Below are 26,225 nucleotides of genomic sequence, written 5' to 3' on the forward strand. Positions count from 1 at the left end.
AGCATCGCCGCGAAGATCTCATCCCCGTTGCGGAGCGGGACGACCTCGTTCCCTTCCGTCGCCGCGATCCCGATCAGGCGTTCCAGCCGGCGCCGGAGCCGCTGGGTGCGCTCGGCGGTCCCGGCGTCCCACCGGCCGTCCGGTCTCTCGTCCACGGGCTTCTCGTCTGTGCGGATGGACATCCTTCACCTGCTCGTCCGATGGCGGCGGGCGGGCGACTGCGCCGCCGGCCCCTCGTACTCCGGAACTCCTCGTACCCCGGAGAACGCCGCTCACAGCTCGGTGAGCTCCCACTGCGCGATATCGGGCCGGTAGAGGTACTCGGGCCTGGCCGTGATGCTGCTCGTCCGGAAGGGCCTGCCGTGGTCGTCGACCCTCAGCGTCCCGGTCCGGCCGCCGCTGGACCACGCGAGTTCCAGGTACCAGCTCACGTCGTGGCCCTCCACGTGGGCGTCCAGGTGGAACACCTCCACGTCGGTCGAACTCACCCGGTACGGGAAGTCCTTCGCGGGCACGACCAGGTCGCCCTGCGTACCGGCGACCGGCTCCGTGCGCGGCCGGGCGTCGTCCAGGTCGACGTCGAAGGACTGCGGCGTGATGCCGCTGCCGCAGCCGGTGCCCATGGAGTACGCCGAGCGGTCGAGCGCCGGGCCGCGCGCCAGGACCCGCACGCTCAGCCCGGTCAGGACGACCGCGTCACGCGAGGCCCCCTGGACGGTGAGCGCGAGCCGCATGGCTCCCCCGTCGACGCCGTCGAGCGCCCTCGCCCAGCCCCGGGTGTCCTGCGGCGAGGGCGGCGGCGGTACGTCGTCCGGCTCGCGGTCGAGCAGGTAGAACTGCCCGCACGGCTCCTCCCAGTTGTAGGAGCTGATGGTGGCGTGCACGGGTACACCAGCGTTCTCCGTCTCCCCGTTCTCCCCGTTCGAACCGGCTCGCGGCGGGGACGCCTTCGCGGACCGGCCGCCGGCGGCCGCGGGTGACGACGCCGGACGGCTCGGCTCCACCGGAGCGCTCGCACCCCGCTCACCCGGTGTGCTCGTCGGCGCGCTGAGGGACGGCCGCGCCACCGCCTCGTCGGCCGCTCCGTCCCGGGTGAACCCGTGGAGAGCGAGCGCCGCCGGCACGGTGAGCGCCACGACGGCCGTGGCGGCGAGCAGGACCCGCAGCCTGCCGATCCGTCCCCTCCCCGCATCGCTACCGGCGCCGGACGCCCGGGGGATCACGTCGTCCGCACCGGGTTCCGTTTCCGGTCGTCCTTCCGGCTCCGCTTCGTCGTTCCCGTCATCGCGCCGGGTCCCGGGAACCGGCCCGGCCCCGGACGGGACGACCGGCTCCGGGCCGCCGGCCCCGGCACCGTCCCCGCCGTCCCCGCCGTCGCCACGGGAGCGGCCCCCGTCCGGCACCGGAGCCCGGGGAGCGGTACTCCCCGCCGCCTCCGGCCTCAGCGCACCACGTCGTTTCGCCTCGTCCGCCAGGATCCATCTGCGGTGCAGCGCCACGAGCTCGTCGGGCTTCGCCCCGCACACCCGCGCCAGGCGCTCGACGGGCGCGTAGTCGGCGGGCACGGCGTCGCCGTTGCAGTAGCGGTGGACCGTCGAGGTACTCATGTGCAGCTTCCGGGCGAGCGCCCCGTAACTCAGCCCGGAGCGCTCCTTCAGCCGCCCGAGCTCCGCCGCGAAGTCCTGGATCTCCGTACCCACCCCGACCGTCCCTCCCTCTGGCCCGTCCCGAAACGGCGTTCCAGGAGGGTTGCGTCTCAGCAGGTCAGAGCCCGTTCGACCATTCCGGCGTCCCGTCCTGACCGACAGCCGTTGCGACCGGAACACGGGCCCCCACAGGATGTGGACACACCGCCGAACGCCACCTCGTCCGACCGGAGACGCAGTGCGGACACGCCGTGAGATCAGCCTGACGGACATCGTCGCCACGGGGGTGCTGATCGCCTGTACGGCGATCGTCATCACCCTCCTGCGGCATCTCTGACCGCTCGTCATTGTCCAGTACATCCAGCACGAGCCCGAACGCCGAAGCGGCGCGACGGCCTTGACCGAACCATCGAAACGGGGAGAACGACCTCATGCGCAGCCTTCGCCTCCGCCCCTCAGCCCGCACGACCGCCCTCGGCACTGCCGCCCTCGCGGCCGTCCTCTCGCTGACCGCCTGTCAGGGCGGCGGCACACCGGCGGCGGACTCCGCCGCACCGGCTGCCGGCGCCCCCGCCGCCCGGCCCGCGGCCGGCGAGGCGGCGCAGTCCGGCAAGGGTGCGGCAGCATCCGGATCCGACTCCGCCAAGAGTTCCGGATCGCATCGCGAGGAAGCTTCCGGTTCCGGTTCCGGTGCTGGCGCTGGTTCCGGTTCCGGCTCGACCGGCACGAAGCCCGTTGCGGACAAGCACGCGAACACGCGCCGGGACAGCCGACACGACGACAGCCCCACCACCCGCGCGTGCGACGGCGGAAACGCGAAGGTGACGCTCAAGCCCGTGACACGCCCCCTCAACCACATGCTGCTCACCGTCACCAACACCGGCTCCACGGCGTGCAACGCCTACTACTACCCCTTCCTGCGGTTCGGCGAGGCTCAGTCCGTCCCGCAGGTCTTCGAGGAGAGCAAGCCGCAGGCCGTCGTCACCCTGAACCCGGGACAGTCCGCCTACGCCGGTGTGATGACCTCGTCCGCCGACGGAAGCGGCACGGGCGGCTACTCCACCGACGAGCTGACCGTGAGCTTCCAGGGCCGCACGGGCAGCGGTTCCTCGGGCCCCACGGCGAACGTGCCGCTCGGCAAGGCCGTGTACGTCGACAGCACACTGACCGTCACCTACTGGCAGAGCGACCTGGGCGACGCCCTCATGGACTGACGGCACCGGCTGAGCGGCCCGTGTACCCGTACACGGGCTCGCCCGGCCCGCCGTCCGTCTCGTACGGGAGCGCCTGCGCCCCGGGCTCGGTAGCGTCGGCGTCATGAACACCTCCGCTTCTGGGATCGTGCACCTCACCGTCCACATCGACCGCCCCGCAGGCGAGGTCTACGCCTACGCCTCGGATCCCTCCCATCTGCCCGCATGGGCGTCAGGGCTGGCCGGCTCCGTCGAGAGGTCCGGCGGGCAGTGGGTCGCGGACTCCCCCATGGGCCGGGTCGTGGTCGCGTTCGCGCCGCGGAACGACTTCGGCGTCCTGGACCACGACGTCACACTTCCGTCGGGAGAGACCGTCCACAACCCGGTCCGGGTGATCGCCGACACCACCGGATGCGATGTCGTGTTCACCCTGCGCCGACGGCCGGAGACGACGGACGACGACTTCCGCCGCGACGCGGAGACGGTCACCGGCGACCTGGAGGCGCTCAAGCGCGTCGTGGAGCGGTCCTGACGGAGCCGTCCCTCGGCCCGGCTCACGTCTTCCTGGCCGCCGTGGTCCCCGTGGTGTGGTCGTTGATGTTGGTTGTCATCCGGCGGGCGAGGCCCTGGAGTGTGGTGACTTCGTCGTGGGTGAGTCCGGCGGCTTCTCCGATGGCGGGTGGGACGCTGGAGAGGCGGGTGTGCAGCTCGGTGCCTTGTTGGGTCAGTGCGACGTGGACGATGCGTTCGTCGTCGGCCTGGCGGCTGCGGGTGAGGAGACCGTTGGCCTCCAGGCGCTTGATCAGCGGGGTGACGGTCCCGTAGTCCAGCTGGAGGAGGGCCACCAGCTCCTTGACGGTCAGGGACCCGTGTTCCCCGAGGGTGATCATGACCAGGTACTGCGGATAGGTCAGGCCCAGGGGTTCGAGCAGGGGCCGGTACACGCCGGTGATGGCGCGTGAGGCCGCGTACAGGGTGAAGCACAGGTGCTTGTCCAGCAGCGGCATGGCATCGCGCGACTCGGTCGCGGGGCTCTGGTCACTCATCTCTCGACTCGTCCTTCCATCGGTGCGCCCCTGCTCCGCAGGTGGACTCGAATATTTCCGGCATAGCTGACATTGCCACACCTTCTACCGCTCACTATACGCTCGCCTTCATTCATCTCGTGCACAAGTGACTTGCGCACGAGATGAAAGCTCGCTAAGTTTCTGGTTGTCGCCAACCGGACGGGGTCACCCGGACGGAGACACCACCTGGTGGGCGACCCCCAAAGCCCCACAGTCCCAAGGAGATCCGCCATGAACGTCCCCGCCGCCTTCCGCCCCACCCGCAAGCACGCCGTCATCGCGGGCGCCCTGGCCGGAGTCGCAGCGCTCTCCCTCGCCGTCACCTCGCCGGCCGGCGCCACGGACGGACACCACACCTCGCCCCAGAAGCCGACGGTCGTCCTGGTGCACGGCGCCTTCGCGGACTCCTCCAGCTGGAACGGTGTGATCGAGCGGCTCCGCCACGACGGATATCCCGTCGTCGCCCCCGCCAACCCGCTCCGCGGCCTCACCAGCGACGCCGACTACCTCCACAGCTTCCTCAAGAGCGTCAAGGGCCCCGTCGTCCTCGCCGGCCACTCCTACGGCGGCGCCGTGATGAGCCAGGCCGCCACCGACGCACCCAACGTGAAGGCCCTCGTCTACATAGCCGCCTTCGCCCCCGACAAGGGCGAGACCGCCCTCGAACTGTCCAACAAGTTCCCCGGCAGCACCCTCGGCGACGTCCTGAACCCGGTCTCCTTCCCCCTCCCCGGAGGAGGCACCGGCACCGACCTCTACATCAAGACCGACAAGTTCCAGCACCAGTTCGCCGCCGACGTCCCCACGAAGACGGCGGACCTGATGGCCGCCACCCAGCGCCCCGTGTCCGCCTCCGCGCTGGAGGAGAAGGCCACCGAGGCCGCCTGGAAGACCATCCCCTCCTGGAACCTGGTCACCACCCAGGACCTCAACATCCCCCCCGCCTCACAGCGCTTCATGGCCGAGCGCGCCCACTCGCACACCACGGAGATCAAGGCGTCCCACGCCGTGTCGGTCTCCCGCCCGGGTCCGGTGACCCGAGTGATCGAGCAGGCCGCGCGCTCCACCACCGGCCGCTGAGCCCCGCGCGGGCCCGCACGGTCCGAGGGTGGTGCCGCGACACCGCCGCGCACGGGTCGAGCGCCGGAAAGACCCTGGCGCTCGATCCGTGCGCGGCCGGGAACGGCCGCCGGCTACCCCGTGATCCGCACGCCGTCGGACTCCCCGCCGGACAGGAACGCGGCCAGGCGGCCGCCCTCCTCGACGACCTCGGCACGCTCGCTCCCGACGAGTCCCCGCAGCGGACTGACCGTCACCGCTCCGGCCTCCACGGTCCAGGTCGCCGAGACGCGGCCGTCGACCAGCACCACCCGCGCGCCCTCGACCGACAGGCCCCGATGGGCGTCGTCGATGATCCGGCTCCGGTCGTGATAGCCGAGGATCGCGTTGTCGAACGCGGGCAGGAACCTCACGGGCGCGGGCATGCCGGGGTCCGGGCGCGGCGCGTCGGGCAGGTCGAGGAGTTCACGCCCGCGCTCGTCGCGGAAGCTGATCAGCTCTCCGCGGACGGCGGCCACCGCCGCCGGCAGCCCCGCGAGACCGCACCAGGCACGCAGGTCGGCCGACGCGGCGGGCCCGTACGCCGCGAGGTAGCGGCGCACCATCGCCTCTCCCACCGGATCGGTCCCCTGCGGGGCCGAGGCGTCGGCTTCGCGCCCCAGCCACGCGGCGAGCGGGGTGTTGCGGACCCCGGCCTTCACTCGCCACAGCCCCCGCGGCGGCATCTGAACCATGGGGACGAGGGCGGCGACCACCATCTCCCCCAGCGCCCTGCGCCCCGGGGCGGGCCACCGGGCGGCCAGGGCGTCGGCGATCGCGGTCATCGTGCGGGGCTCACCGTCGGCCATCACCGCACGGGCGGCGGAGGCGAGTTCGGCCAGATCCACCCCGTCGAGTTCACGCCGGTACGTGCCCAGCACCCGCTGACGCAGCATCGGATCGTGCCGCGCCCGCCACGCCAGGGCGTCGGCCCCGGAGACGAGGTGGACGGTGCGCCGCATCAGATGCGTACGCACCACGCGCCGCCCCGTCAGCAGTTCGTCCAAGGCCGCCGGTTCGAAGGCGCGCAGCCTCGACCACAGTCCGGTGAAGGGCTCCTGGGGTTCCTGCGCCTGGAGTCCGCACAGGTGCGCCACGGCGTCGAGCGGCGCCATCCCGGCCCGCTCCAGGAGGAGTTGCCTGGCGAGCGTCGCCCGGTTCAGCGCCCGGGCACCGAGGACGGTCATCCGGTCACCGTCACGGCCGCACCGCCGGAGCGCCCCGTGGCGGAGGCGAACCCCAGCCAGGTGTGCCGGTTACCGGCCCAGCACCAGCCGATCTTGGGGGCGTCGCGGCGCTCCCGGCCGTCCCTCCCCGTGCCGTTGCTGATCCAGACGGCCGGAGTCCGGGCGTCCAGCGCGCCGTTCGCCTTGCGCAGCCGTGAACCGATGGTCATGAAGCAGTGGTTGCGCTCCAGGACCGCAGGCGCCTGGAGCACCCAGTGGATGCCCTCGGACAGCAGCAACGGCGTCCTGCCCTGCCCGGCGAGGGCCGGCAGCGCCTCGTCCGGACTCCAGTCGGCCATCGAGTCGCCCCGGTCGAGGCCCGTGACGACGTAGAACGGGGCGTCCGGCAGCTCGACGGTGTCCAGGGGGGCGAAGAGGTCGACGTCCGCCATGTCGGTGACGACGAACCCCGGCTTGCCGTCGCGGTCGAGGAGCGGCGCCAGGGCGGAAGCAGGGACGCGGCCCGGGTGCACGGCCAGCAGGGCGCCGTCGTCCACCCCGTCGACGCCCGCCGCCCAGGCGCGCAGGCCGGCGGCGTCGACGCCCGCCCTCACGTGCACGCCGAGCCGGATCAGCCGGTCGGCCTGGCCGGCGAGCGGGGGAAGGGCGGTCGCGGCGACAGCGGGTGCGGGCTCGGTCAAGGGAATCCCTCGCTTCACATGCGGGACAGCGGGCGCGGGCTCAACGAGGTGCCGCGCCCGAAGGTTCCCGCCGCTTCCCGCCGCATGCGATCACCGAAGGTTCCCGCCGCTTCCCGCCCCGCGCGATGAGCGCCCCGCCACCCGCACCGGCCGCCGCGGACCGCCCGGGAACGAGCCGCCTCAGCGCCCGAGCTTCTGCGCGACCTCCGTGGCCCAGTACGTCAGGATCATCCGCGCACCCGCCCGCCGGATACCGGTCAGGCTCTCCAGGATCGCCGCGTCCCGGTCGATCCAGCCCTTCTCCGCGGCGGCCTCGATCATGGAGTACTCGCCGCTGATCTGGTACGCCGCGACCGGCACGTCGACCGCGTCGGCGACCTTGGCGAGGACGTCCAGGTACGGTCCGGCGGGCTTGACCATGACCATGTCGGCGCCCTCCTCCAGGTCGAGCGCCAGCTCGCGCAGCGACTCGCGGAGGTTCGCCGGGTCCTGCTGGTACGTCTTGCGGTCGCCCCGCAGCGAGGAGCCCACGGCCTCGCGGAAGGGGCCGTAGAAGGCCGAGGAGTACTTAGCGGTGTAGGCGAGGATCGACACGTCCTCGTGGCCCGTCTGGTCCAGCGCGTCACGGACGACACCGACCTGGCCGTCCATCATGCCGCTGGGGCCCACCACATGGGCGCCCGCGTCGGCCTGCACCTGGGCCATCTCGGCGTACCGCTCCAGCGTGGCGTCGTTGTCGACGCGGCCGTCCTCGGTCAGCACCCCGCAGTGGCCGTGATCGGTGTACTCGTCCAGACAGAGGTCGGACATGATCACGAGGTCGTCGCCGACCTCCTGCCGCACCGCGCGCAGGGCGACCTGGAGGATGCCGTCCGGGTCCGTCCCCGCGGTGCCCCGGCCGTCCTTCTTCTCGTCCAGCGGGACACCGAAGAGCATGATCCCGGAAACACCGGCCGTGACCGCGTCGACGGCGGCCTTCCGCAGCGTGTCCAGGGTGTGCTGCTGGACACCCGGCATGGCCGAGATGGCGACCGGGGCGTCGATGCCCTCGCGCACGAACGCGGGCAGGATCAGGTTCGCCGGGTCGAGCCGGGTCTCGGCGACCATGCGCCGCATGACGGGGGTCGTCCGCAGCCTGCGGGGCCGTGAGCCGGGGAAGTTTCCGTAGTCGGTCATCCTTCGAGCCTAGACCCGCGCACATCGGCCCTTTACCGACAGCCCAGCCGGAAAAAGCGGGCACGGCCCGAGTGCGTGACGGTCTCAGCCACCGGCGCGGGTACGGCGCTCCCCCTCGGCGCCGCCGTGCCCCGCGCTCGTCAGGATCGCGCTCGCGACCACGCCGAAGAGCCGGTCGGCGCGTGAGGCCAGTGCGGGCTGGTCGCCGAGCCAGGCCAGCATGGCCACCAGCCCGAACAGGTCGTCCCCGTCGATATCGCTCCGCGCCACACCCTCGGCCTGGGCACGGGTGAGGAGTCGCGCACCGGCCGCGCGCAGGGTGACACAGGAAGCGTGGAGCGCCGACTCGGTGTCCTCGATGGCGGCTGCCATGAGGACCGTCGCGCCCCGGTACTCGGTCGTCCACTCCACGCAGTCGCGCAGCCAGGAGACGAGAGCGTCCCCGGGCGAATCCGACGTCTCGAGTGCGACCGCCCGCGCCGTCAGCTCCTCGAAGCTGGTACGCAGCAGGGCTTCGAGCAGCGCCTCGCGCGTAGGGAAGTGACGCAGAAGCGTGGCGAGCCCCACGTCGGCCCTGCGCGCGATGTCGCGCAGGGAAACCTCGACGCCCTGCTCGGCGATGGCGGCACCCGCGACTGCGAGCAGGTGGTCGCGGTTCTTCCTGGCATCGGCCCGCATCGGTCCGTCCCTCTTGACTATTCGGATCACTGGTCCATATATTCGGATCAGTGATCCGTTTATGCGGACCACTGATCCGAATCAGCGTATCCCGTAACGCGAGCAGGAGAGAGACGATGCCGGCACACACAATGAGGGCGATCCGGCTCCACGAGCACGGCGGCCCCGAGACCCTGCGTCACGAGGAGGTGCCGGTTCCCCGCCCGGGGCCGGGCGAGGTGCTCGTCCGCGTGCACGCGGTCGGCGTCAACCCGCCCGACTGGTACCTGCGCGACGGGATGGCGAACCTGCCTCCGGAGACGAGGCCGAAGTTCACCCTGCCCGTGATCCCGGGGACCGACCTGTCGGGCGTCGTCGAGGCGGTCGCCGCCGACGTGGACGGCTTCTCCGTCGGCGACGAGGTCTTCGGCCTCCTCCGCTTCCCCGGCTTCGACGGCAGCACGTACGCCGAGTACGTGGCCGCGTCCGCATCGGACCTCGCACTCAAACCGGCCGGCATCGATCACGTACACGCGGCCGGAGCACCCATGGCCGGGCTCACCGCCTGGCAGTTCCTGATCGAGCTCGGCCACGACCACCCCTCGCCCTTCCAGACGGCGAGGCACCGGCCGGTGCCGCTCCACAGCGGCGTCACGGTGCTCGTCAACGGCGCCGCGGGCGGTGTGGGGCACCTCGCCCTCCAACTGGCGAAGGAGAAGGACGCACGCGTCATCGCGGTGGCGTCGGGCGCGCACGAGTCGTTCCTGCGCGAACTCGGCGCCGACGAGTTCATCGACTACACCAAGGACCGTCCCGAGGAACTCGTGCGCGACGTCGACCTCGTACTCGACACCGTGGGCGGCCCCCACAGCAGGCGCCTCCTGCGGACGCTCAAGCGGGGCGGCTCCCACTTCCCCGTGTTCTTCGGCGAGTTCGACGAGAAGGAGAACACGGAGCTGGGCGTCACGGTCACGGGCACCCAGGTCCGCTCGAACGGCACGCAGCTCGCCGAACTGGGACGCCTGCTCGACGCGGGCACGGTCCGCGTCGCGATCGACAGCACGTTCGCGCTCGCCGATGCCCGGGCAGCGCACGAACGGGCCGCCCGAGGGCACATCCAGGGCAAGATCGTGCTCACGGTCGCCTAACGAGCTCGTGCACGGTTAGCGGTGCGACGTCGAGCTCGTTAGGCGAAGGCCGCGCCCGGACCCGGCCCGTCCGCAGCCATCACCCGGGAAACGGGACGGGCCCGGCCGCTCCGTGAAGGAGCGGCCGGGCCCGTACGTCCGTCGTCGGCCCTCAGGTGGTCGTCCGGCGCCGCCTCGCACCCGGGCGCCGCTCGCTCGGCCGGGTCACCGGGTCACCGGCCTCCTTGGCCGCGTCCCGGCGCTGCGCACCGAAGTCCGCCAGCGCCTGCGCCAGCTTGTGCACCGACGGCTCCGGGGACAGCACGTCCACCCGCAGGCCGTGCTCCTCTGCGGTCTTCGCCGTGGCGGGACCGATGCACGCGATGACCGTCACGTTGTGCGGCTTCCCGGCGATACCGACCAGGTTGCGGACGGTCGAGGACGAGGTGAAGAGCACCGCGTCGAAACCGCCGCCCTTGATCGCCTCGCGGGTGTCGGCCGGCGGCGGCGAGGCGCGGACCGTGCGGTACGCGGTGACGTCGTCGACCTCCCAGCCCAGCTCGATCAGCCCGGCCACCAGGGTCTCGGTGGCGATGTCCGCGCGCGGCAGGAACACCCGGTCGATCGGGTCGAAGACCGGGTCGTACGGCGGCCAGTCCTCCAGCAGACCCGCCGCCGACTGCTCGCCGGACGGCATCAGGTCGGGCTTCACACCGAAGTCGACGAGCGCGGCACCGGTCTGCTCGCCCACGGCGGCGACCTTGATCCCGGCGAAGGCACGGGCGTCGAGCCCGTACTCCTCGAACTTCTCCCGCACCGCCTTCACCGCGTTGACCGACGTGAAGGCGATCCACTCGTACCGGCCCGTGACCAGGCCCTTGACCGCGCGCTCCATCTGCTGGGGCGTACGCGGAGGCTCGACGGCGATCGTCGGGACCTCGTGCGGCACGGCACCGTAGGAGCGCAGTTGGTCGGAGAGCGAGGCCGCCTGCTCCTTGGTACGCGGCACGAGCACCTTCCAGCCGAACAGCGGCTTGGACTCGAACCACGCGAGCTGGTCACGCTGGGCGGCCGAACTGCGTTCCCCGACCACGGCTATGACCGGCAGGTGCCCGTCCGGCGACGGAAGGACCTTGGCCTGCTTCAGGACCTGGGCGATCGTCCCGAGAGTCGCCGTCCAGGTGCGCTGGCGCGTCGTCGTCCCCGCGATCGTGACGGTGAGCGGGGTGTCGGGCTTGCGGCCCGCGGAGACCAGCTCGCCGGCGGCTGCGGCCACCGAGTCCAGGGACGCCGACACGACCGCGGTCGCGTCGCTCGCCCCGACCTCGGACCAGCAGCGGTCCGAAGCGGTGCGCGCGTCGACGAAACGCACGTCGGCGCCCTGCGCGTCCCGCAGCGGCACACCGGCGTACGCCGGCACACCGACGGCGTTCGCGATGCCGGGCACGACCTCGAAGGGCACGCCCGCGGCGGCACAGGCGAGCATCTCCGCACCCGTGTCGCCGTCCAGGCCGGGGTCGCCCGTGACGGCACGAACGACCCGCCTGCCGCCCTTCGCTGCCTCCATGACAAGATTGGCCGCATCCCTGAGAACGGGCACTCCGGCAGGTGTTGACGTCGTGTCAACAACCGCCAGCTCAGGCGTGCTTACCCCTGCCCGCGCATGGCAGCGGACGACGTCGAGAACCTCGGGTTCGGCGACAAGGACGTCCGCGCTCGCAAGCGCCTCGACGGCGCGCAGAGTCAGCAGTCCCGGGTCGCCGGGACCGGCGCCGAGGAAGGTGACATGCCCTGAGGACAGGACAGGGAAGTCGGATACGACAGGGCCGGTGGGGCTCAAAGTGCTCGCTCCCCCATAAGACCGGCCGCACCCTTGGCGAGCATCTCGGCCGCGAGCTCGCGACCGAGGGCCGCCGCGTCGTCGTGCGACGTGGGGACGGGACCGGTGATGGACAGCTGCACCAGGGAAGTGCCGTCGGTGGAACCGACGACACCGCGCAGGCGCAGTTCGTTGACAACCTGCCCGTCGGCCAAGAGGTCGGCCAGCGCACCCACAGGTGCGGAGCATCCGGCCTCCAGGGCGTTGAGCAGGGCACGTTCGGCGGTCACGGCGATCCGGGTGTACGGGTCGTCGAGCTCGGCGAGCGCGGCGGCGAGGTCGGCGCTGGTCGCAGCGCACTCGATCGCCAGTGCTCCCTGGCCGGGAGCGGGCAGGACGGTGTCGACCGGCAGGAAGTCGGTCACCTCGTCCGAGCGTCCGAGGCGGCTGAGCCCGGCGGCGGCGAGAACCACCGCGTCCAGCTCCCCGCTCCGCACGAAACCAATGCGCGTATCCACGTTGCCCCGGATCGCGACGGCCTCTATCTCCAGGCCGTGCGAGCGGGCGTACGCGTTGAGCTGCGCCATGCGACGCGGCGAACCGGTACCGATGCGCGCGCCGCGCGGCAGCTGCTCGAAGGTCAGCCCGTCCCGCGCCACCAGGGCGTCGCGCGGATCCTCGCGCGGCGGCACGGCGGCCAGGACGAGGCCCTCGGGCTGCGTGGTCGGCAGGTCCTTGAGCGAGTGGACGGCGAAGTCGACCTCGCCGCGCAGCAGCGCCTCGCGCAGGGCCGCGACGAACACGCCGGTCCCGCCGATCTGCGCGAGCTGCTCCCGGGAGACGTCTCCGTACGTGGTGATCTCGACGAGCTCGACGGGACGCCCGGTCACCTCGCGGACGGCGTCGGCGACCATGCCGGACTGCGCCATCGCGAGCTTGCTGCGCCGGGTGCCTAGCCGGAGCGGTGTGCTGGTGTCGGTCTCCCCGCCCAGGGGTGGGTTGTCGGTCATGACCGCCCTCTATTCGGGTCGTTCAGGTCTGCCCGGGAGACGGCGGCCACCGTCTGCGGGTCGAGGTCGAAGAGTTCACGCAGCGCATCGGCGTACCCGGCACCACCGGGCTCGCTGGCGAGCTGCTTGACCCGCACGGTGGGCGCGTGCAGGAGCTTGTCGACGACGCGGCGCACGGTCTGCGTGATCTCGGCGCGCTGCTTCTCGTCCAGGTCGGGGAGCCGTCCGTCGAGCCGCGCGATCTCGCCGGCCACCACGTCGGCGGCCATGGTGCGCAGGGCGACGACGGTCGGAGTGATGTGGGCGGCGCGCTGGGCGGCTCCGAAGGCGGCGACCTCGTCGGCGACGATGGTGCGCACCTGGTCCACATCGGCGGCCATCGGGGCGTCCGCGGACGCCTCGGCGAGCGACTCGATGTCGACGAGGCGCACACCGGCGACGCGGTGGGCCGCGCCGTCGATGTCACGCGGCATCGCGAGGTCCAGCAGGTGGAGCCGTACGGGGCCGTCCACGGGGAGCCGCACCGGCATCCCGGGCACGGCCCGGTCCCGCGCGGCCGAGCCTTTCTCCACCCACGCCGCGTGCTGGTCCAGCTCGTCGGGCGCGGGCGCGACCGGCGCCTTCGGCGGCTGCGCCGCCGAGTCGAAGTCGACGCCGAGCGCGTCGGCGACGGCCTCCGCGGTCAGCACGAGACCGGTCGCACCGGTACAGGAGACGACGATGTCCGCACGCGCCAGTTCGTCCCCGGCACCGGACATCTCCACGGCCCGGGCGGTCGGGACACCGGCCTGGGCCAGGATCTCGACGAGCCGGTCCGCGCGGGACCGGGTCCGGTTGGCGACGACGATCTCCTCGACGCCGGCGCGGGCCAGGGTGGCCGCGGCGAGCGAGGACATCGAACCGGCGCCGATCACCAGAGCGGTCTTGCCGGCCGCCCACGTGGGGACGTCGGCGCCGTCTGCCAGCTGCTCCAGGCCGAACGTGACGAGCGACTGCCCGGCCCGGTCGATCCCGGTCTCGCTGTGGGCACGCTTGCCGACCCGCAGGGCCTGCTGGAAGAGGTCGTTCAGCAGGCGTCCCGCCGTGTGGAGCTCCTGCCCCAGCGCCAGCGCGTCCTTGATCTGGCCGAGGATCTGCCCCTCGCCCACCACCATCGAGTCCAGCCCGCACGCCACCGAGAAGAGGTGGTGGACGGCACGGTCCTCGTAGTGCACGTAGAGATACGGGGTGAGCTCGTCCAGCCCGACGCCACTGTGCTGCGCCAGCAGGGTGGACAGCTCTGCCACACCGGCGTGGAACTTGTCCACGTCGGCGTACAGCTCGATGCGGTTGCAGGTGGCCAGGACGGCCGCCTCGGTGGCGGGCTCCGCGGCGAGCGTGTCCTGCAGCAGCTTCGTCTGCGCCTCGGCCGCCAGCGAGGCCCGCTCCAGTACGGAGACGGGTGCGCTGCGGTGGCTCAGTCCGACGACCAGGAGGCTCATGCCGGCATCACGGCGGGCATGTCCCCGTCGGGTCCCTTCCGGCCGGTGGGGGTGGCACGCATGGGCGGCGCCTCCTCGTCGGAGTCTCCGCCCGCGCCCCTGCCGTCACCGGCGGCGTCCTCGCCGGCCTTGCGCTGCTCGTGGAACGCGAGGATCTGCAGCTCGATCGAGAGGTCGACCTTGCGCACGTCGACGCCGTCCGGCACGGAGAGCACCGTCGGCGCGAAGTTCAGGATGGACGTCACACCGGCGGCGACCAGCCGGTCGCAGACCTGCTGGGCCGCACCGGGCGGAGTGGTGATGACACCGATGGACACACCGTTGTCGCTGATGATCCGGTCCAGGTCGTCGGTGTGCTGGACGGCGATCCCGGCCACGGGCGTACCCGCCATGGCGGGGTCGGCGTCGATCAGGGCGGCGACGCGGAAACCGCGGGAGGCGAACCCTCCGTAGTTGGCGAGCGCGGCGCCGAGGTTGCCGATGCCGACGATCGCGACCGGCCAGTCCTGGGTGAGCCCGAGTTCGCGGGAGATCTGGTAGACGAGGTACTCCACGTCGTACCCGACACCGCGGGTGCCGTAGGAACCCAGGTAGCTGAAGTCCTTGCGCAGCTTCGCGGAGTTGACCCCCGCCGCCGCGGCGAGCTCCTCGGAGGAGACCGTCGGCACCGAGCGCTCGGAGAGCGCGGTCAGTGCGCGGAGATACAGCGGAAGCCGGGCGACGGTGGCCTCGGGAATTCCTCGGCTACGGGTCGCCGGTCGGTGAGTTCGGCCAGTTGCCACGGTGCTCCTGCGGGATGAGCGGGGCTGCAGGCGGCCGTATGTCCCAGGACCGCCCCGTCGACAGCAGGCTATGTCTTTGTGAACGCGTGCACAAAGATAGTGTCCGTTTTGTCCGGTCAAAGTGACCGGGGTCACGCATATTCCCTGCGTACTCCCGGAACCAGGGACGACATCCGTCCGTTGCAGGCCCGAAGGGGGCAAGACGGTACACACTCCTCATGTCCACGCCCCCGAGACCACTCAAAACGCCCATGATGTTAGCCGGGTTTCATCGGGGAATCCCCCTTACGCACCCAGAGCCGTGCGCAGCCGCGCCGCGTCGACCCGCCAGAAGGTGTGCTGCTCGCCGTCGATCAGCACCACCGGAATCTGCTCCCAGTACTCCTTGTGCAGCGCCTCGTCCCGCGTGATGTCCTTCTCCACCCAGGCCGCACCGGTCTCCTCGCAGACGGCGCTCACCACCAGCCTCGCGTCATCGCACAGATGACAGCCGGGCTTCCCCACCAGGGTCACCACCCGGTCCGCGGGCTTCTTCCTCGAACGACGCAGCAGAGCACTCATACCTTTATTCTGCGCCCCCGCGGACCGGGCCCGCCGACCGCGGAATCACCCGTTTAACGCCCCGGTCCCGGAGAGTTCACGACGCCGCATCCCGCCGGGTCGGGAACGGCCGGACGGAATGGTTATGCTCACGACATGGCCGCACTTGGATGGCTCACCCCCCGCAGGCGCCCCGCCACGGCACGCAGCGTGCTCGCAGGCGAGGCAGCAGCCGAGGCAGCACGGAAGTCGGCGCTCACCGCCGGCGCGGGGGAGTCGCAGGCCCCCTCCGACGAGGACCGCGAGCCGCCGTTCCCGGTGGCCGGGGACGACCGGGCCGCCGCCTTCTTCGACCTCGACAACACCGTGATGCAGGGCGCCGCGATCTTCCACTTCGGCCGCGGACTGTACAAGCGGAAGTTCTTCGAACGCCGCGAACTCACCCGCTTCGCCTGGCAGCAGGCCTGGTTCAGGCTCGCCGGCGTCGAGGACCCCGAGCACATGCAGGACGCCCGCGACAGCGCCCTGTCCATCGTCAAGGGCCACCGGGTCTCCGAGCTGATGTCCATCGGCGAGGAGATCTACGACGAGTACATGGCCGACCGGATCTGGCCCGGGACCCGCGCCCTCGCCCAGGCCCACCTCGACGCCGGCCAGAAGGTCTGGCTCGTCACGGCCGCCCCCGTGGAGACCGCCACGATCATCGCCCGCCGCCTCGGCCTGACGGGCGCCCTGGGCACGGTCGCCGAATCGGTGGACGGCGTCTACACGGGCCGGCTCGTCGGAGAGCCCCTGCACGGCCCGGCGAAGGCCGAGGCGGTGCGCGCCCTCGCGTCGGCGGAGGGCCTCGACCTGGAGCGCTGCGCCGCGTACAGCGACTCGCACAACGACATCCCCATGCTGTCGCTGGTCGGCCACCCGTACGCGATCAACCCGGACACCAAGCTCCGCAAGCACGCCCGCGCCCTGGACTGGCGGCTCCGGGACTACCGCACGGGCCGCAAGGCGGCCAAGGTCGGGATCCCCGCCGCGGCGGGCGTCGGCGCCCTCGCGGGCGGCACCGCGGCCGCGGTGGCGCTCCACCGCCGCCGCCGCTGACACCCTCGCCCGCCCCGCCAGTTCCTCGCCCGCCCCGTTCGTCCGGGGCCGGCTCCCGTACGCCCCCGGACATCGCGTCCGGGGGCGTACGGCGTCCCCCGCAGCGGCACGCCCGGATGCGTACGGCCAATCGGGAGCGGAACGACGGGCACCCGCACCCATCGCTCCGGCCAGTCGCGTTGCGTTCCGACGACCACAACCCGTCGCCCCCGCACGCACTTCCCGAAGGAATTCGATCAATAAACGGTCACCATGCGCTACTCAAACCGTCACTTAGAGGTTACGGAAGCGACGTAACCGATGATTTGAGCAACTGGGTGTAGCACCGCCTGTACGAAGCGTTATTCTCCTCAGACGCACAAGGAGCCCGCCACCCGCTACGACGAGTGACGGTTTTCGAACTGCACGTGATGGAAGCTCTGCCTCTGGGAGTCCCGTGTACCCACACGTCGGGGTTGACACCTCGGGCCTGGCTACGCTCCGCGCAACGGTCCTCGACCACTTGCGCGGCTTCGTCCCCACCGCGTACGCCGTCCCCCAATTTGCCACCCCTGCACCTGCCGGTCCTTGCTATGCCCTGGCCGAACGCAGCGCGGCGGTCGGAAGACGCAGCACCCGCGGCGCCACGGCCGCCGCTTCGTCGGCTCCCGTGCGCCGTCCGACGGCCGACAGCGACAGCGCGCGCATGATGGATCTCGTCGAGCGCGCGCAGGCCGGCGAGGCCGACGCCTTCGGGCGCCTGTACGACCAGTACAGCGACACCGTGTACCGGTACATCTACTACCGCGTGGGAGGCAAGGCGACGGCGGAGGACCTCACCAGCGAGACGTTCCTGCGCGCGCTCCGCCGCATCTCCACCTTCACCTGGCAGGGCCGCGACTTCGGCGCCTGGCTGGTCACGATCGCCAGGAACCTGGTCGCCGACCACTTCAAATCCAGTCGCTTCCGACTGGAAGTGACCACCGGCGAGATGCTCGACGCCAACGAGGTCGCGCGAAGCCCGGAGGACTCCGTCCTGGAGTCCCTCTCCAACGCCGCGCTGCTGCAGGCCGTGCGCCGGCTCAACCCGCAGCAGCAGGAGTGCGTCACGCTGAGGTTCCTGCAGGGCCTCTCGGTCGCCGAGACCGCCCGGGTCATGGGAAAGAACGAGGGCGCGATCAAAACCTTGCAGTACCGGGCCGTGCGCACGCTCGCACGACTTCTGCCGGACGACGCCCGCTGACATCACCTTCCGTGACGTGTTCGTGACACACCGATCGGATCATCTTTCGTCCGTAACCCAACTGCCGCGCCACTCGTTGTGCCGGATGCAGGCCCCCTGTCGCCGCACCAGACCGTTTCCACCCGCTCGATCGTGTGGAAACGTCTCCGGTGGGCAACCTTCCGGACCCTCAGGGGAGTCGACCGTCATGACGAGAGGAGGTGCCGCCAGTGATCGCAAACGTTTCGGCACACCGGCGGGCGAACGCCTTCGCCCAGGCCCTGGAGGACCAGTCCACCCAGGGTGCGGCGGCCGTACAGCCCGAGGACCCGGCCCAACCGGCCGACCACGGAACGCTGTTGGCCCTGGCGAACGGCCTCGGTGCACTACCGGAGCCGGAATTCGATCCCGAGGTCAAAGTGGTGCAGCGGGCACAGCTCGTCGCCGCCATGGAGACCATGTTCGCCGAAGGCGGTGCGTCCACGGGCCCTACCGTGCCCGAACAGCGGAGCAAGGGCGCCCACCGGGCGTCCCCGATCCGAAAGCTCCGGCCCCGCTCCCGCTGGGCGAAGGGCCTCACCGCGGGCGGGCTCACGGTCGGTGTCGCCGCGGGGGCGTTCGGCGGAGTCGCCGCTGCCAGTTCCGACGCCCTGCCCGGTGATTCCCTCTATCCCCTCAAGCGCGGCATGGAGGACCTCAGCCTCGGCATGGCCGACTCCGACGCCGACCGCGGCGAGGTCTACCTCGACCAGGCCTCGACCAGGCTCGGCGAGGCCCGTCGTCTGATGGAGCGCGGCCGCGCGGGCGACATGGACCACGAATCGATCGGCGAGGTCAGGCGCGCACTCGACGGCATGACGCACGACGCCACCGAGGGCCACCGCCTGCTCCACTCCGCCTACCAGCGCGACGGCTCCATCGGCCCCATCCAGACGCTGGACACCTTCTCCCGCTCGCACCGCGCGAGCTGGAGCAGCCTGCGCGACCGCCTGCCCGTCCAGCTGAACGACGTCGGAGACAGGGTCAGCTCCGTCTTCGACGCCATGGACGAGGAGGTCGCCCCGCTGAAGTCCCTGCTGCCCCGCACACCGGACCACGACCGGCACGCGCCGCCCACCGGCTCCTCCCGGGAGAAGGAGGGCTCGGCGACTCCCGACCGCAGGGCGCCGGCCGGCTCCGCCGCCCCGGACGACAGCGCCTCCACGAGCAGTTCGCCCAAGCCCTCCGGCTCCGGCAGCAGCTCGGCCGACGGCCTGCTCGACGGAGGCACGGACGGCCTGCTCGACGACCTCCCGACGGACGGCACCACCCCGTCGTCCCCGGGTGGCGCGTCCGGCTCCTCCCCCGCACCCGACGTCACCCTCCCCCCGCTGCTCCCCGGGCTGCTGCCCGGCCTGGGCATCGAGGGCGAGAACATCGAGCCGTAGGGTTCACCGATGAGTGAGGGGCCGTCCCGACCGGGCGGCCCCTCACTCATGCACGCGACCGCGCGCCGGTCTCAGAAGAAGACGGAGCGCCGCTGCACCAGCAGCTTGTACAGCGTGTGCTGGATCTGCTCCCGCACCTGGTCCGTGAGGTTGAACATCAGCATCGGATCCTCCGCGGCCTCGGGCGGATATCCGTCCGTGGGGATCGGCTCCCCGAACTGGATCGTCCACTTCGTCGGCAGCGGCATCATCCCGAGCGGCCCGAGCCACGGGAACGTCGGCGTGATCGGGAAGTACGGGATTCCCAGCACGCGGGCCAGCGTCTTGGAGTTCCCGATCATCGGATAGATCTCCTCCGCGCCCACGATCGAGCACGGCACGATCGGCACACCGGCCCGCAGCGCCGTCGAGACGAAACCGCCCCGCCCGAAACGCTGCAGCTTGTAGCGCTCGCCGAACGGCTTGCCGATGCCCTTGAAGCCCTCGGGCATCACCCCGACGACCTCGCCCCGCTGGAGCAGCCGCTCGGCGTCCTCGGCACACGCCAGGGTGTGCCCGGCCTTCCTGGCGAGCTCGTTGACCACCGGGAGCATGAACACGAGATCCGCGGCGAGCAGCCGCAGATGACGCTCCGCCGGGTGGTTGTCGTGCACCGCGACCTGCAGCATCAGCCCGTCGAGGGGCAGCGTCCCGGAGTGGTTGGCCACGATGAGCGCCCCGCCGTCGGACGGGATGTTCTCGACGCCCTTCACCTCGACCCGGAAGTACTTGTCCGCCAGCGGCCGCAGCACCGACATGAGGACCTGGTCGGTCAGCTCCTCGTCGTAGCCGAACTCGTCCACGTCGTAGTCGCCCGTGAGCCGCCGCCGCAGAAACGCCAGTCCGCTCGCGACCCGCCGGTCCCAGCCGCCCCCGGGAACCTCCTTGCCGCTCCGGGAGGCCGCGCCGGAGGCCTCGGCGGCCCCTTCGGGCACCTGCCCGCCCGGAAGCGCGCTCACGGGCGCGGGGACGGCCGGCGCGGGCGGCTGCAGCCGCCCACCGGGCACCACGCCCCTGCGCCGCCCCGCACCGGAGCGCGATCGGTCGTCGTCGAACGGAATGACCTTGGCGTCCGCCATCGTCGGTCGCGCTCCTCTACCTGGCGCCGTGAGTCGAATGTGTCGTACCGGCCTGTCCACCGGCGAGCGGCAGTCCGGCCAGTCTGCCGACCGCCCTGCCCACCCGGTCGGGCGGCAGCAGCCCCGGCCCCCTGCTCCGCGCGAACTCCGCGAACGTGTCGGCGGTGGTGAACTTCGGGCGGAAACCCAGCGTCTCGCGCATCTGCACGGTCGAGACGACCCTGCCGTGGGTGAGCAGACGGATCTGCTCCGGTGAGAAGTCGGTCATGCCGATCGTGCGGAGCGCCGACCCCACCCAGGTGACGGCCGGCAGCAGCAGCGGCACCGTGGGCCGCCCCAGCCGCCGGGAACACTGCGAGAGCAGCAGCACCCCGTCGCCCGCGATGTTGAAGGTGCCGCTGTTCAGCGTCCCGCGCCGGGGTTCACGGGACGCGATCTCCAGTACGTCGACGACGTCGTCCTCGTGGACGAACTGCAGCCGGGGGTCGTACCCGAAGACCGTCGGCAGGACCGGCAGCGCCAGGTAGTCGGCGAGCGGCGAATCCGGTTCGGGCCCCAGGATGTTGGCGAACCTCAGCACGCACACGGCCACGTCGGGCCTGCGCCGCGCAAAACCGCGCACGTATCCCTCGACCTCCACCGCGTCCTTGGCGAACCCGCCGCTGGGCAGGGACTTGGGCGGTGTCGTCTCGGTGAAGACCGCGGGGTCACGGGGCGCCGAGCCGTACACGTTCGTACTGGACTTCACCACGAGCCGCTGCACGGTCGGGGACTTCTGGCAGGCGCCGAGCAGCTGCATCGTGCCGATGACGTTGGTCTCCTTGACCGTCGTCCGGCCCGCCGCGCCGGGCGCCTTCGCGGACACGTCCAGGTGGACGACCGTGTCGACGGAATGCTCGGCGAGGACCCTGGCGATCGCGGACTGCCTGATGTCCGCCGTGACGAACTCCGCGTCACCCAGCTGGTGCGCGGGCGCGACCGCGTCCACCGCGATCACCCGGTCCACACCGGGGTCACGCTGTATCCGCCGCACGAAACGGCCTCCGAGCTGCCGGGCCGCACCTGTGACGAGCACGATCTTCCCCAAGATCAGCGCCTTCCGTCGTTCGATCACCGAGCGGGGTCTTCCCCTGGCCGTCACCGTAGTCGGTGGACGTTGCCCTGTGACGACCCCAGGCTGGCTTTACCGAACCGATGACCGGAATACCACCGGAACCGCACAACACCGCCCCCTCGGGCACGGCCTGGCGACCGGCCCCCGGAACGCGCCGAGGCCCTCCCGCCGGAACGGCGGGAGGGCCTCGAAACTCACGAACTGCGTTCGCTTACTTCTTGTTGCGACGCTGAACGCGCGTGCGCTTGAGCAGCTTGCGGTGCTTCTTCTTGGCCATCCGCTTGCGCCGCTTCTTGATAACAGAGCCCACGACTACCCTCGCTCACTTCTTCTTCACTGGTGCGGGGCGTCTGGGCCCACACGACCTACGTCGGCCTAGCCTACCCGCCACTGGGTGAGGGGCGTAATCCGAGGGCTACGGTCAGGCCGACTCCACCCCCACGAAGGACTCGCGGAGATACTCGTGAACCGCTTGCTCCGGGACCCGGAAGGACCTTCCCACCCTGATCGCGGGCAGATGACCACTGTGCACCAAGCGGTACACGGTCATCTTCGACACCCTCATCACCGAGGCGACTTCCGCCACGGTGAGAAACTTGACCTCGTTGAGAGGCCTCTCGCTGCCAGCAGCCATGACCCACCTGTACCTTCCGCACGAGACGCGCACCGGCTTCCCCTCCGGTGACTCTTCGTCGTTATGCGCTCACTCCCCAGATTAGGGGCGGGTGATGCGAGTGGGGAAGAGGTGAGACGATCGGCCGCCTACTGGGACAGAAACGCCCTATTGAGCACATACCGCGTGAGAGGCCGGTAGTAGTCGGAGCGCACGGCGTCATCAAGCGGAACCGCGACGGACACCCTCCCCTCCGCCTCACCCACGAAGAGCGCCGGATCGTCCGTGTCGGCCAGACCGATGGCCTCGATGCCCAGCTGACCTGCACCGCAGACCCAGCCGTGGTCCCCGACCACGAGCTCCGGCAGCACCCCGCCGGCCTCCACGGCCTCCTCCAGGACGGCCCGAACCGGCAGCGGGGAATGGGTATGTGCGCCGGTCGCACTCCCGGGGCCCCGCACGCCCGGTTCGCGCACCAGCGCTACGCCTCGTACGTAGTCGAGGCGGTATGTGCGTACGCCGAACCGGGTCGTTATGTCGACACATCGGCCCTGCGCCGGGGTGAGGACCATGCACCCCGCCGCCGACAACGCGTCTGCCAGCCCGGCGTAGAACCCGAGCAGCCGATGCGGATGCCCCGTGCCGAACAGCACGGGCGCCCGCCGCTCCGCCGCACCAGAGAGCCGCGCAGCGAACGCGTCCAGCGCGGCCAGCGTCCGCTCCGGATCGATCACGTCGGGGCCCGACACGTGCCCGGGATCACCCGAGACCCCGCACTTCTCCGCCATCAGCCCCAGCAGGTCGCGCTCGCCCCAGGACCGGTCGGGATCGAGCCCGAGCAGGACCCGCGGATCCCGCGCCGCGAAAAGCCGGTAACTCCGCAGACTGGTCTCCCGCGGCGTCGCCACGGGCCCGGCGAGCCGGGCCGCCAGCAGATGAGCGCGTAACGCTCCGGTGCTCAACACCCTCCCGATGCTCCCGCACCCGCGGCGCCCCCGGGCCGGAACCCCGACCGTGCCCCACAGTTGGCGTAACCCGCACTCAGGTCAGCAGCCCCCGCAACGGGAACACCGCCCGCCTCGTCGCCAGCACCGCCTGGTCCAGCCGGTCCGCCGGGTCGTACCCGTCCTCCCACGACTGCCACGACGGCTCACGGCCGTCCGTCATCCGCCAGGGTCCCGACTGCCGCGTCCTGGCGTACACCTCGTCCCGCCACGACGACGGGATCGCCGCCTCCGGATCCACCGGCGCGTGCGCCGCGATCCCCACCAGATGGGTCCAGGACCGCGGCACGACGTCCACCACCGCGTAACCGCCCCCGCCGAGCGCCACCCAGCGGCCGTCCTCCACACAGGAGTGCGCCAGATCATGACAGGCCGTCATGATCTCCCGCTGCGCGTCCAGCGACACCGCGAGATGGGCCAGCGGATCCTCGAAATGCGTATCGGCACCGTGCTGCGTCACCAGCACCTGCGGCCGGAAGTCCGCCAGCAGTTCGGGCACCACCGCGTGGAACGCCCGCAGCCACCCCGCGTCGCCCGTACCCGCCGGCAGCGCCACGTTCACCGCACCGCCCGCACCCGCGCCCTCACCGGTCTCCTCCGGCCACCCCGTCTGCGGGAAGAGCGTGCGCGGATGCTCGTGCAACGACACCGTCAGGACCCGGGGGTCCTCCCAGAAGGCCGACTGCACCCCGTCACCGTGGTGGACGTCCACATCGACGTACGCCACCCGCTCCGCACCCAGTTCGAGCAGCCGGGCGATGGCGAGTGCGGGATCGTTGTACACACAGAAACCCGACGCGCTGCCCGGCATCGCGTGGTGCAGCCCGCCGGTGAAGTTCACGGCGTGGGCGCTCTCCCCCCGCCACACGGCCTCCGCGGCACCCACCGACAACCCCGCGATGAGCGCGGACGCCTCGTGCATCCCGGCGAAGGCGGGATCATCGACCGTCCCCAGCCCGTAGGCCAGATCGGCCGCACCGGGGTCCGCGGAAGCATCCCGGACCGCCCGCACGTAGTCCTCACGGTGCACCAGTCGCAGCGTGGAGTCCCCGGCCGACGTGGCCGACCGGACGTCCGCCTTCCCGTCCAGACCGAAGGCCCGCACCAGCCCCATCGTCAGGGCGAGTCTCACCGGGTCCATGGGATGCCCCGCCCCGAAGTCGTACCCCGTTACCGCCTCATCCCACATCAGCCGCGCGCGCCCGCTCATGCCCGCCACCGTATCGGGCGGGCTCCGCGCCGAACGACCGGGCGTACACGAGCGTCGCCAGCACCAGCACCAGAGGCACGAGCATCGCGCCCCGATAGCTCCACGCGTCCCCCAGAGCCCCCACGAGCGGCGACCCGACCAGGAACCCCACGTAGTTGAAGACGTTCAGCCGGGCCACGGCCACATCGCTCGCCCCGGGGAACATCCGCCCCGCCGCCGCGAACGTCTGCGGGACGATCACACAGAGCCCCAGCCCGAGCAGCGTGAACCCGAGCATCCCCCACCAGGGCCCCGGCGCGGCCGCGACCACCGCGAACCCCAGCGCGGCCAGCACACTCCCGCCCCGCACCACTGCCACCGCACCGAACCGCCGCACTCCGAGGTCACCCACGGCACGCCCCAGCAGCGTCGTCACCATGTAGACGTTGTACGGAACGGTCGCCAACTGCTCCGAACCGCCCAGCACGTCCTGCAGATACTTGGCGCTCCAGTTGGAGACCGTCGAGTCACCGATGTACGCGAACGCCATCACCAGGCACAGCGGCATGAGCAGTCCGAACGGCACGGACGCGCCCCGGCCTCCCGGCTCCCCCACCACCACGTCACCGCCGGCCCCGCCCTCCGCGTACCAACGGCTCCCGATCAGTGCCGCGGGCAGCAGGACGACGACCGCCGGCAGATAGGACACCAGCAGCGACAGGTCCCAGTGGGCCCCGGCCCACGCCAGCGAGGCCCCGGCGATGCCGCCGAGACTGTATGCGGCGTGGAACCCCAGCATGATGCTCCGCCCGTAGGCCCGCTGCAGGCTGACGCCCATCATGTTCATCGAGGCGTCCAGCGCCCCCACGGCCAGCCCGAAAACGCCGAGCGCCACAGCGGCCTGCCACACCTCGCTGCCGGCGCCCACACCCAGCAGCGCCAGCATCACGACAGGCTGAGCCCACCTCAGCACGACCCCGGGGCGTACCCGCGCGACCAGCTTCTCCGTCGCCACGCTGGCGGCCCCCGCCAGGACGGGGACCGCGGCCAGGAACACCGGCAGCAGGCCGTCGGATATCCCGTAGCGGTCCTGCACCGCGGGGATGCGCGTCACGAGCAGTGCGAAGGTCACCCCCTGCACCAGGAAGCTCAGGGCGAGGGAAGCTCTGCCGTACCGCAACCGCGCATCCGTCATGGCCGCGAGCGTAGGGCCGGGAACTACTCCTGGGTAGATCGATCAGGCGAGCAGTTTGAGGAGCTGCGACATGTCGGAGAAGTGCCCGGTGACCCCGACCAGCCGGTCCGCCGGCATCATCGACGTGAACCCGTACACGTCCATGCCTGCGGCCCGTGCCGCCTCGACGCCGAGCGGGCTGTCCTCGATCACGACGCACCTCCCGGGGGCGACGCCCATCCGCTCGGCGGCGTGGAGGAACAGGTCCGGAGCGGGTTTTCCCCGCCCCACGTCTTCGGAGCTGAAGATCCATTCGTCCTCGAACCACTGGTCGAGGCCGGTGTTCAGGTGTCCGGCCGCGATCTTCTGGTGGCTCCCGGACGAGGCGACGCAGTACGCGACTCCGTCGGCGACGAGCTCGCCCAGCAGCTCGTCGACCCCGCTGACCGCCGCCAGCCGCTCCTGCTGGAACACGGTGAGGGTCCGCCGGTGGAGCTCCTCGTCGAAGTCCGCGGGCAGCTTCTGGCCGGTCCGCTCCTCCACGAGGTCGTGCACCCGGTGGATGGCGGCCCCCATGTAGTCGCGGAGGGACTCGTCGTACGAGGTGGGGTGACCGAGCTCCGTGAGGTAGCCGGCCAGGACGGAGTTGGAGATCGGCTCACTGTCGACGAGCACGCCGTCGTTGTCGAAGATGACCAGTTCGTAGCGCATGGTCCGACCCTAGACGCTCGGAACGCAGAAAAGCCCCGTGCCACAAGGGCACGGGGCTTTCCCGGAATAATTGTTCGGCGGCGTCCTACTCTCCCACAGGGTCCCCCCTGCAG

The 26,225-nt window shown here is 71.4% G+C and carries 26 protein-coding genes and 1 pseudogene; 7 read left to right on the forward strand and 20 right to left on the reverse strand.

The genetic code is table 11. The features are described from left to right. A pseudogene (locus ACFYY2_RS34455) lies at window positions 1-182 on the reverse strand (cardiolipin synthase B); the annotation flags it as partial. A gap of 90 nt (window positions 183-272) precedes the next feature. Next, on the reverse strand, window positions 273-1,700 hold the full coding sequence (locus ACFYY2_RS34460; protein ID WP_388750625.1) for a helix-turn-helix domain-containing protein: 1,428 nt from the start codon (window positions 1,698-1,700) through the stop codon (window positions 273-275). A 377-nt stretch (window positions 1,701-2,077) separates the two neighbouring features. On the opposite strand from ACFYY2_RS34460, the gene ACFYY2_RS34465 reads away from it, so the two are divergent. Both ACFYY2_RS34465 and ACFYY2_RS34470 read left to right on the forward strand, forming a co-directional pair. Beyond that, a complete protein-coding gene (locus ACFYY2_RS34465) occupies window positions 2,078-2,860 on the forward strand; it encodes a DUF4232 domain-containing protein (protein ID WP_388750628.1) in 783 nt (260 codons plus the stop codon). Window positions 2,861-2,963: 103 nt separating this feature from the next. Further along, window positions 2,964-3,371, forward strand: coding sequence for an SRPBCC family protein (locus tag ACFYY2_RS34470; protein ID WP_388750631.1), 408 nt, complete (start codon window positions 2,964-2,966; stop codon window positions 3,369-3,371). 22 nt (window positions 3,372-3,393) lie between these two features. Here ACFYY2_RS34470 and ACFYY2_RS34475 read toward each other — a convergent pair whose 3' ends face one another. Continuing rightward, window positions 3,394-3,885 carry a MarR family winged helix-turn-helix transcriptional regulator gene (locus ACFYY2_RS34475; protein WP_388750633.1) on the reverse strand — a complete coding sequence of 164 codons (492 nt, stop codon included), beginning with the start codon at window positions 3,883-3,885 and terminating at the stop codon, window positions 3,394-3,396. Window positions 3,886-4,137: 252 nt separating this feature from the next. Here ACFYY2_RS34475 and ACFYY2_RS34480 point away from each other — a divergent pair, with 252 nt between their 5' ends. Continuing rightward, entirely contained in the window at window positions 4,138-4,986 is an 849-nt protein-coding gene (locus tag ACFYY2_RS34480; protein WP_388750636.1) for an alpha/beta fold hydrolase, read from the forward strand. Window positions 4,987-5,099: 113 nt separating this feature from the next. Here ACFYY2_RS34480 and ACFYY2_RS34485 read toward each other — a convergent pair whose 3' ends face one another. The 4 genes from ACFYY2_RS34485 to ACFYY2_RS34500 form a co-directional block, all read right to left on the reverse strand. Next, the gene (locus tag ACFYY2_RS34485; RefSeq protein ID WP_388750638.1) at window positions 5,100-6,191 is read right to left on the reverse strand and encodes a winged helix DNA-binding domain-containing protein; all 1,092 of its coding nucleotides are present in this window, start codon (window positions 6,189-6,191) and stop codon (window positions 5,100-5,102) included. Continuing rightward, window positions 6,188-6,877: a DUF5701 family protein gene (locus ACFYY2_RS34490; RefSeq protein ID WP_388750684.1), complete on the reverse strand. Its 690-nt coding sequence runs from the start codon at window positions 6,875-6,877 to the stop codon at window positions 6,188-6,190. The genes ACFYY2_RS34485 and ACFYY2_RS34490 overlap by 4 nt, the downstream gene beginning before the upstream one ends. Before the next feature lie 174 nt (window positions 6,878-7,051). Next, window positions 7,052-8,047: a porphobilinogen synthase gene (hemB, locus tag ACFYY2_RS34495; protein ID WP_329038421.1), complete on the reverse strand. Its 996-nt coding sequence runs from the start codon at window positions 8,045-8,047 to the stop codon at window positions 7,052-7,054. Window positions 8,048-8,131: 84 nt separating this feature from the next. After that, window positions 8,132-8,725 (reverse strand): TetR/AcrR family transcriptional regulator, encoded by a 594-nt coding sequence (locus ACFYY2_RS34500; RefSeq protein WP_388750641.1) that lies wholly within the window; start codon window positions 8,723-8,725, stop codon window positions 8,132-8,134. Window positions 8,726-8,841: 116 nt separating this feature from the next. Here ACFYY2_RS34500 and ACFYY2_RS34505 point away from each other — a divergent pair, with 116 nt between their 5' ends. Continuing rightward, on the forward strand, window positions 8,842-9,852 hold the full coding sequence (locus ACFYY2_RS34505) for an NADP-dependent oxidoreductase (RefSeq protein WP_388750644.1): 1,011 nt from the start codon (window positions 8,842-8,844) through the stop codon (window positions 9,850-9,852). Between the two features lie 151 nt (window positions 9,853-10,003). On the opposite strand, the gene ACFYY2_RS34510 is transcribed toward ACFYY2_RS34505, so the two are convergent. The 5 genes from ACFYY2_RS34510 to ACFYY2_RS34530 form a co-directional block, all read right to left on the reverse strand. Next, window positions 10,004-11,671, reverse strand: coding sequence for a uroporphyrinogen-III synthase (locus ACFYY2_RS34510; RefSeq protein WP_388750646.1), 1,668 nt, complete (start codon window positions 11,669-11,671; stop codon window positions 10,004-10,006). Then, window positions 11,668-12,660: a hydroxymethylbilane synthase gene (gene hemC / locus ACFYY2_RS34515; RefSeq protein ID WP_388750649.1), complete on the reverse strand. Its 993-nt coding sequence runs from the start codon at window positions 12,658-12,660 to the stop codon at window positions 11,668-11,670. Before hemC ends, ACFYY2_RS34510 begins: the two co-directional genes overlap by 4 nt. Continuing rightward, window positions 12,657-14,141, reverse strand: coding sequence for a glutamyl-tRNA reductase (locus ACFYY2_RS34520; protein ID WP_388750653.1), 1,485 nt, complete (start codon window positions 14,139-14,141; stop codon window positions 12,657-12,659). Before ACFYY2_RS34520 ends, hemC begins: the two co-directional genes overlap by 4 nt. Next, window positions 14,138-14,923: a redox-sensing transcriptional repressor Rex gene (locus tag ACFYY2_RS34525; RefSeq protein WP_388750656.1), complete on the reverse strand. Its 786-nt coding sequence runs from the start codon at window positions 14,921-14,923 to the stop codon at window positions 14,138-14,140. The genes ACFYY2_RS34520 and ACFYY2_RS34525 overlap by 4 nt, the downstream gene beginning before the upstream one ends. A gap of 285 nt (window positions 14,924-15,208) precedes the next feature. Continuing rightward, the gene (locus tag ACFYY2_RS34530) at window positions 15,209-15,484 is read right to left on the reverse strand and encodes a glutaredoxin family protein (protein WP_388750658.1); all 276 of its coding nucleotides are present in this window, start codon (window positions 15,482-15,484) and stop codon (window positions 15,209-15,211) included. A gap of 135 nt (window positions 15,485-15,619) precedes the next feature. Here ACFYY2_RS34530 and ACFYY2_RS34535 point away from each other — a divergent pair, with 135 nt between their 5' ends. From ACFYY2_RS34535 to ACFYY2_RS34545, 3 genes are all read left to right on the forward strand, one after another. Continuing rightward, window positions 15,620-16,561 carry an HAD family hydrolase gene (locus ACFYY2_RS34535; protein WP_388750661.1) on the forward strand — a complete coding sequence of 314 codons (942 nt, stop codon included), beginning with the start codon at window positions 15,620-15,622 and terminating at the stop codon, window positions 16,559-16,561. Between the two features lie 436 nt (window positions 16,562-16,997). Continuing rightward, a complete protein-coding gene (locus ACFYY2_RS34540; protein WP_388750664.1) occupies window positions 16,998-17,783 on the forward strand; it encodes an ECF subfamily RNA polymerase sigma factor, BldN family in 786 nt (261 codons plus the stop codon). 209 nt (window positions 17,784-17,992) lie between these two features. Next, window positions 17,993-19,189, forward strand: coding sequence for a DUF5667 domain-containing protein (locus tag ACFYY2_RS34545; RefSeq protein WP_388750667.1), 1,197 nt, complete (start codon window positions 17,993-17,995; stop codon window positions 19,187-19,189). Window positions 19,190-19,260: 71 nt separating this feature from the next. On the opposite strand, the gene ACFYY2_RS34550 is transcribed toward ACFYY2_RS34545, so the two are convergent. The 8 genes from ACFYY2_RS34550 to ACFYY2_RS34585 all read right to left on the reverse strand — a co-directional run bounded on the left by ACFYY2_RS34550 (window position 19,261) and on the right by ACFYY2_RS34585 (window position 26,112). Continuing rightward, a complete protein-coding gene (locus tag ACFYY2_RS34550; protein ID WP_388750671.1) occupies window positions 19,261-20,307 on the reverse strand; it encodes a lysophospholipid acyltransferase family protein in 1,047 nt (348 codons plus the stop codon). 16 nt (window positions 20,308-20,323) lie between these two features. Then, window positions 20,324-21,394, reverse strand: coding sequence for an NAD-dependent epimerase/dehydratase family protein (locus ACFYY2_RS34555; protein WP_388750687.1), 1,071 nt, complete (start codon window positions 21,392-21,394; stop codon window positions 20,324-20,326). 238 nt (window positions 21,395-21,632) lie between these two features. After that, on the reverse strand, window positions 21,633-21,731 hold the full coding sequence (locus ACFYY2_RS34560) for a 30S ribosomal protein bS22 (protein WP_003948845.1): 99 nt from the start codon (window positions 21,729-21,731) through the stop codon (window positions 21,633-21,635). Between the two features lie 111 nt (window positions 21,732-21,842). Continuing rightward, window positions 21,843-22,055, reverse strand: coding sequence for a helix-turn-helix domain-containing protein (locus ACFYY2_RS34565; RefSeq protein ID WP_014046653.1), 213 nt, complete (start codon window positions 22,053-22,055; stop codon window positions 21,843-21,845). 128 nt (window positions 22,056-22,183) lie between these two features. Continuing rightward, window positions 22,184-22,999: a phosphatase gene (locus ACFYY2_RS34570; protein WP_388750673.1), complete on the reverse strand. Its 816-nt coding sequence runs from the start codon at window positions 22,997-22,999 to the stop codon at window positions 22,184-22,186. A 76-nt stretch (window positions 23,000-23,075) separates the two neighbouring features. Then, entirely contained in the window at window positions 23,076-24,248 is a 1,173-nt protein-coding gene (locus ACFYY2_RS34575) for an acetoin utilization protein AcuC (RefSeq protein ID WP_388750676.1), read from the reverse strand. Next, window positions 24,217-25,422, reverse strand: coding sequence for an MFS transporter (locus ACFYY2_RS34580; RefSeq protein WP_388750679.1), 1,206 nt, complete (start codon window positions 25,420-25,422; stop codon window positions 24,217-24,219). The genes ACFYY2_RS34575 and ACFYY2_RS34580 overlap by 32 nt, the downstream gene beginning before the upstream one ends. Window positions 25,423-25,464: 42 nt before the next feature. After that, on the reverse strand, window positions 25,465-26,112 hold the full coding sequence (locus tag ACFYY2_RS34585) for an HAD family hydrolase (RefSeq protein ID WP_388750682.1): 648 nt from the start codon (window positions 26,110-26,112) through the stop codon (window positions 25,465-25,467). Window positions 26,113-26,225: the final 113 nt, after the last annotated feature.

The organism is Streptomyces sp. NPDC001822 (genome assembly GCF_042892135.1).
Taxonomy (GTDB): Bacteria; Actinomycetota; Actinomycetes; order Streptomycetales; family Streptomycetaceae; genus Streptomyces.

Coding starts and splice junctions, on each gene's coding strand:
- ACFYY2_RS34465 (WP_388750628.1), top strand. CDS start 2,078: ATGCGCAGCCTTCGCCTCCGCCCCTCAGCCCGCACGACCGCCCTCGGC.
- ACFYY2_RS34470 (WP_388750631.1), top strand. CDS start 2,964: ATGAACACCTCCGCTTCTGGGATCGTGCACCTCACCGTCCACATCGAC.
- ACFYY2_RS34475 (WP_388750633.1), bottom strand. CDS start 3,885: ATGAGTGACCAGAGCCCCGCGACCGAGTCGCGCGATGCCATGCCGCTG.
- ACFYY2_RS34480 (WP_388750636.1), top strand. CDS start 4,138: ATGAACGTCCCCGCCGCCTTCCGCCCCACCCGCAAGCACGCCGTCATC.
- ACFYY2_RS34485 (WP_388750638.1), bottom strand. CDS start 6,191: ATGACCGTCCTCGGTGCCCGGGCGCTGAACCGGGCGACGCTCGCCAGG.
- hemB (WP_329038421.1), bottom strand. CDS start 8,047: ATGACCGACTACGGAAACTTCCCCGGCTCACGGCCCCGCAGGCTGCGG.
- ACFYY2_RS34500 (WP_388750641.1), bottom strand. CDS start 8,725: ATGCGGGCCGATGCCAGGAAGAACCGCGACCACCTGCTCGCAGTCGCG.
- ACFYY2_RS34505 (WP_388750644.1), top strand. CDS start 8,842: ATGCCGGCACACACAATGAGGGCGATCCGGCTCCACGAGCACGGCGGC.
- hemC (WP_388750649.1), bottom strand. CDS start 12,660: ATGACCGACAACCCACCCCTGGGCGGGGAGACCGACACCAGCACACCG.
- ACFYY2_RS34520 (WP_388750653.1), bottom strand. CDS start 14,141: ATGAGCCTCCTGGTCGTCGGACTGAGCCACCGCAGCGCACCCGTCTCC.
- ACFYY2_RS34530 (WP_388750658.1), bottom strand. CDS start 15,484: ATGAGTGCTCTGCTGCGTCGTTCGAGGAAGAAGCCCGCGGACCGGGTG.
- ACFYY2_RS34535 (WP_388750661.1), top strand. CDS start 15,620: ATGGCCGCACTTGGATGGCTCACCCCCCGCAGGCGCCCCGCCACGGCA.
- ACFYY2_RS34550 (WP_388750671.1), bottom strand. CDS start 20,307: ATGGCGGACGCCAAGGTCATTCCGTTCGACGACGACCGATCGCGCTCC.
- ACFYY2_RS34565 (WP_014046653.1), bottom strand. CDS start 22,055: ATGGCTGCTGGCAGCGAGAGGCCTCTCAACGAGGTCAAGTTTCTCACC.
- ACFYY2_RS34575 (WP_388750676.1), bottom strand. CDS start 24,248: ATGAGCGGGCGCGCGCGGCTGATGTGGGATGAGGCGGTAACGGGGTAC.
- ACFYY2_RS34580 (WP_388750679.1), bottom strand. CDS start 25,422: ATGACGGATGCGCGGTTGCGGTACGGCAGAGCTTCCCTCGCCCTGAGC.
- ACFYY2_RS34585 (WP_388750682.1), bottom strand. CDS start 26,112: ATGCGCTACGAACTGGTCATCTTCGACAACGACGGCGTGCTCGTCGAC.